6 protein-coding genes are annotated in these 5,332 nt (G+C 37.8%); 2 read left to right on the plus strand and 4 right to left on the minus strand.

Features of this window, described 5'->3' with window-relative positions; all coding sequences use genetic code 11:
- Nucleotides 1-623 (plus strand): hypothetical protein (locus D6734_11690; protein ID RMF92707.1); only part of this gene is annotated, 623 nt, incomplete at its 5' end.
- Complete coding sequence (locus D6734_11695) at nucleotides 613-1,029, plus strand: hypothetical protein (protein ID RMF92708.1); 417 nt, start codon at nucleotides 613-615, stop codon at nucleotides 1,027-1,029. The genes D6734_11690 and D6734_11695, both read left to right, overlap by 11 nt.
- On the opposite strand, the gene D6734_11700 is transcribed toward D6734_11695, so the two are convergent.
- From D6734_11700 to D6734_11715, 4 genes are all read right to left on the minus strand, one after another.
- Nucleotides 1,026-1,919: an NAD-dependent epimerase/dehydratase family protein gene (locus D6734_11700; protein ID RMF92709.1), complete on the minus strand. Its 894-nt coding sequence runs from the start codon at nucleotides 1,917-1,919 to the stop codon at nucleotides 1,026-1,028. The two genes, D6734_11695 and D6734_11700, sit on opposite strands and share 4 nt — an antisense overlap.
- On the minus strand, nucleotides 1,920-3,173 hold the full coding sequence (locus D6734_11705) for a hypothetical protein (GenBank protein ID RMF92710.1): 1,254 nt from the start codon (nucleotides 3,171-3,173) through the stop codon (nucleotides 1,920-1,922). It abuts the gene before it with no gap.
- Nucleotides 3,174-3,238: 65 nt separating this feature from the next.
- Nucleotides 3,239-3,472, minus strand: a complete 234-nt coding sequence (locus D6734_11710) for a MoaD/ThiS family protein (protein ID RMF92711.1) — start codon at nucleotides 3,470-3,472, stop codon at nucleotides 3,239-3,241.
- Between the two features lie 19 nt (nucleotides 3,473-3,491).
- Entirely contained in the window at nucleotides 3,492-5,327 is a 1,836-nt protein-coding gene (locus tag D6734_11715; GenBank protein ID RMF92712.1) for an aldehyde ferredoxin oxidoreductase, read from the minus strand.
- Nucleotides 5,328-5,332: the final 5 nt, after the last annotated feature.

Below are 5,332 nucleotides of genomic sequence, written 5' to 3' on the forward strand. Positions count from 1 at the left end.
CAGAAAAAAAGATGAAACACTATAAGAAGAAAATAATATTAGTCTGCTCTTTCATACTAATCATACTTTTAGAGACCTTTATCCTTGCAAAAAATCCATCATTTGATGATGCTCTAAAATACAAAAAGAGAGGCGATTGGGAAAATGCTACAAGAACATTTTTGGCATTATTACAAAAAAACAAAAACTGTGCAGATTGTTTCTTTCATCTCGGCGAAATCGAAGAAAACAAAGCCGATTATGAGAAAGCGGCTTTCTATTATGAAAATGCCGCCAAAATAAATCCATTCTTTTATGCACGACTTGGATATTGCTACCAAACACTATCAAAATGGAATAACTCCATAGAATCATTCAATAAATATCTAAAAACCTATCCTAATGACATAAAAATTATGGCGGCATTAGGTATTTCATTGCGAAAAGCAGGAAGAATTAAGGAAGCAGAAAAAATCTTCAAAGAAATCCTTGAAATAAAACCACAAAATCTAACTTCTATCTTTAACCTTTATATTATTTATTCGAAGGCAGGAAATTCCAAAATGAAGGAATTCTACTATAAAAAATATAAAACTGTCTCGAATTTAGTTGACTCTCAAAAAGTCATAGATAATGAAAACTGAAGACAAAAAACAGAGTGTAATTCTTCTTTGGGGACCTGTCATTCTTTGGTATAGCATTATGTTTTATCTCTCGCATCAACCTAATCTCAATTCAGGTTTGGCATATGATTTTCTCTTGAGAAAATGTGCTCATATATTTGAATTTGCTGTTTTGAGCTTACTTATTTTCAACGCCATATGGAAGAGCAATTACTTCAAAGAAAAGAAAGACCTCCGCTTGAGCTATTCAATAATGACAGTTTTTATTGTTTCTCTATCTTTGGCAGCCAGTGATGAAATACATCAGTCATTTGTGAGAGGAAGACATGGCACTTATACAGATGTGATGATAGATTCAATAGGAATTATGCTTAGCTGTTTAGTCTTAAAAATGCGTCATCTTAAATCTTTCAATAAGATTTCTTAGACTTTTGACCAATCAAAGTTTCGTATGTAATCTTTAAGCGAAGTAAACTCTATTTGGAATGCTTCTTTGATTTCACTAATATCGCAAACACTGTCTGTTTCAAGACGCACTAAAAAATCTTTTGAAATCAACTTATTGAATGTAATTGTTGCTAAAAACTTCATTAACCACATTGGGATATGTCTTATCTTAATCTCCTTATTAAAAAACATTGCATAAAACTCAATCAGCTCATTCAATGTTATGACTTCCGGCCCTCCCACAGGAAATACTTTATTGTATGCCGCAGGAGTTTGATGAGCTTTTACGAGGCAGTAAGCCAATTCATCAATATTAATTGGCTGTATCTTCATATTGCCGTCGCCGATTATTGTAAAAGTATCTTCTTCCTTACATTTTTTGCCAAAATAATAGATAAAATCTGTAAAAAAACCGGATGGCCTAAAAATCGTATATTTTATAGGGCTTTTTCTAAGCTCTTCTTCCATAAGCCATTTTGCCCTGTGCACTTTTCGAGGAGCATCTTTTGCTGTTTGCAGAGCACTGACATAACTAAAATGTTCAACACCTTCTTTTATCGATGCATCGAGAAGATTCTTATTGGCTCCATAATCAACATCCATATATGTAAGTTCTGGAGTCTCTTTCTGAAGTCCAACTACACTTATAACAGCTTTTACGCCTTTTAACGGCTCATCAAGTCCTTCCCCCTTTGCCAAATCAATAGCAAATGTTTCCACTCCCTCCTGTTTATATGCTTCCAACTTGTCCGATTTGATATCAATACATCTAAAATCAGTACCATATTCTTTTCTTAAAACCCTATACACAGCACTTCCAAGCTGGCCTGCTGCACCTGCTAATAGAATCATTTGCCTCCCTCCCCTCATTTATTTGTCCTGAAAAAGTGGATTAAATATTCCTCTCTTCTCTCTTTCAGACTTAACAATCTTATAGAAGGCATCCCTCTTAACTGCTTGAATAAGGCGAATTCTGTTTACACCTTTTATTGAACTCTCCTTTCCCTGTTCGAGCATCATTTGTCCTGAAGGTGGAGCAGATTCAAATTCGCCAGTGTCAAGGTATCTGCCATATCCAATAGAATCAACCTCAAAAACATTGGCTTCGAGAAGCGCCTCTAATAATTCACTTTTCCCCATATCGACATTCTTGACCTTTATCAGTCCCTCTTTTTCCATTTCTGAAATTATTGTATCAGTTTCTTCACTTCTTGTAATGATATCGTTCCATCCCCACTCTTCACTCATACACTTTCCAAATGTTATATCAGCAAGTTTTGCAGAATATGAAGGATAACAACATAGACATCCAATATTTGCTACAGAGAAATCACCCATTTTGCCAAAATCATCGATTTCACTGCCATCTTTTAATCGCGCAACAGATTTTCCTTTCCAATTATAAAATTTGCTCAACTCTTCCTCCTGCCTATTAACTTTTGCAAGAAGCTCATCGACTCCATTTTTCCTGAACGAGAAAAAACAATTCAACCCTATTACATATTTAATGTTCTCAGTCAGCCTTTTGCATATCTCTTTAGATTTATCTCCATATTCTGCAAGCCACATTGCTTTCCTTATTCCTTGAATATGGCAGGGTACGCCAACAATGGCTGACTTATCGCCATCTGCAGGAAGTTTTGCCAATATGGGATTTACACAAGGTTTCGTATCTGCACAGGATATGATTTCATCTCGAGTTTTGGCATTGAAAGGAATCGGATGACCACAAAACTGATTCTTGGGATGTTCACAACTTGTAAGCAATGCATTGTCGATTTCACCTTTTCCCAAAAGATAACATAAAAGAGTTGTCGTTACTCCTCCGCTGTAAGCCCTATCAAGTATTTCCTCGTCCGTAGAGCGGCCAAGCAATATTCGACAAAAAGGACCCAAAAGCTCTTCTTCATTATGAGGCTTATTTTGTTTTTTCACAAAATCCTTTATGGATGAGAAACAAAACTCATTTCTAGGACAAACCTCGAGGCAAATACCGCAAGATGTGCAATTCTCGTTAACTTGTGGTTGGCAAGAATCGTCTAACTCTATTGCGCCCTCAGGACAGGCAGCAACACATAAGCCACAGCGCGAACAAGCTTCGCTTTCAACAATTTTGGCAATCATTATTTTCTGCCGAAAGATGTTTATTGCCTGATTTTTTAATCAAAATCCCAAAGGGGAAAACTTAATCAACCTCCTTCAACGGGAGTCATAATCACCACTTCAGCACCATCTTCAATAACCGTGTCATTCTGGCTATGTCTGCCATTGATTATCACTATTTTGCGCTCTTCCTCCGGAATATTGAGATACTCGAATAAATCTCCAACAGTTGAACCATTATTCAATTCAATCGTAAATTTCTTTTTCCCTTCCGGTGCATATTTTATTAGATTTGCAAATAACTCTACCCTTATTTTCATATTTTTTCAAAAAACCCTATTAGTTGTCTTTCAATCCTAATTCTTTCAGTTTTTCATCTGTGGGAATGCCATTCTCATCCCAACCGCGAAGTTTATAATATTCATCCAACATCTCATCAAGATGGACAACCAATCCTTTCGCCGGACCTTCGGGCATCGGATTCTTCGTAAGTCTCTCTGGCAAAGAATCATCTTTTCTTGAAAAACCTGCATTCACCATAAACAATCTCTCTGCATTAAAAATTCTCTCTCCTGCCTTTTGTACTTCATCAACAGTATATCCTGCGCCTGTTACAGCATTCAGTATTTTGCAAAAACCTTCAGGTACGACTTCGAGTTCAGGCGTTACATAATAACGGATTGCAAAAAAGTAGCATACGCCTGTTGAATCAGTAATAGCAGACATCTCCTGATGAATCTTGACCAAGCGGGGTTTTGTTTTCCAATCCTGTGGGTCAACCAATGTGGGAACGCCAAATACTTCGAAATAGGCAGTTTGAGCCCGCATATGGGAACCCCCAATTGGGGAAGTTGCATAGGCAAGTGCCAATCCTTGAATACCCTGAGGATGGTAACCGGCTAAATCCTGTTTTTTAGATACCATAGCAAGCTCAGGATGACCATATTGTTCAGCCATTCTGTAACTGCCCTCTGCCAAGATGTCGCCAAAACCCTCTCTATAACCGGTTTTTTCTGTAAATTCGACAATCGCTTTTGCATCCCCCCAGCGTAAAGGTTTGCCAATATCCTCCTCTGAGACATAACCTCTTTCATAAAGCTCCATTGCACAGGCAATTGCAGAACCCATAGAGATAGTATCCATCCCAAGGTCATTACAGATATAATTTGCTTTAAGGACTGCTGCAAGATTGTCGTTCATACAATCAGGCCCAAAAGCATAGATTGTTTCATACTCGGGTCCCTCTCCTTCACCCTCAAAACCCGGGTCTGTAACCTTTGTTCCTCTTCCACAGCCGATCGGACAATCTGCGCAAAATTTTGGTTTTTGAAGATACTTTTTAACCATTGTTTCAGCACAAACCTTTTCCCAATTGTCAAATTGACCAAATTGAAAATTCTTTGTAGGAAGAATTCCTATTTTCTGATTCGATCCTACTGCATATGAAGTGCCATACTGTCTAAGGATAGGTGTGGTGCCCTTGTTAGCTTCTCTAAATTTGTTGATTGATTCCGTCTTGAGTTTTTTGAATTCCTCTTCATCATATATTGGAACAGGAGAAGTGCCTCTAACAACTATAGCTTTCAGGTTTTTCGATCCCATAACAGCGCCAACACCAGAACGAGCGGCAGAACGGTCTTTATCATTGATAACAGCCGCAAATCGCACTAATCTTTCGCCTGCAGGACCGATACAGGCAACCTTTGCATTAGGATCTGTTTCCTTATATAAGATTTCTGTAGTTTCACTAACTCTTTTGCCCCATAAATGCTCTGCAGACCGAAGTTCACACTTCCCATTATCAACCCAAAGATATACCGGCTTTTCAGATTTCCCTGTAAATATAAAAGCATCGTATCCTGATAGTTTCATCTCTTTTGGAAATTTTCCGCCTGAATTTGAGCAAGTAATTGAACCTGTAAGAGGCGACTTAGTCATTATCATATAGCGGCTGCCAGTAGGAATTCTCGTCCCGGTAAGGGGACCCACAGCCATTATCATTATATTTTCAGGTGCATAGGGATCTGTTTTTGGATCTAACTCCTTGTTTAGATAATAAATTCCCAATCCTCTCCCTCCTAAATAATCCCTTGCCACCTTTGGATCGAGCTCTTCTTCTTTTATTTCATTCGTTGATAGATTAACTCTTAAAACTTTGCCTCTCCATCCATACATTTTCC

The organism is Candidatus Schekmanbacteria bacterium (genome assembly GCA_003695725.1).
Taxonomy (GTDB): domain Bacteria; phylum Schekmanbacteria; class GWA2-38-11; order GWA2-38-11; family J061; genus J061.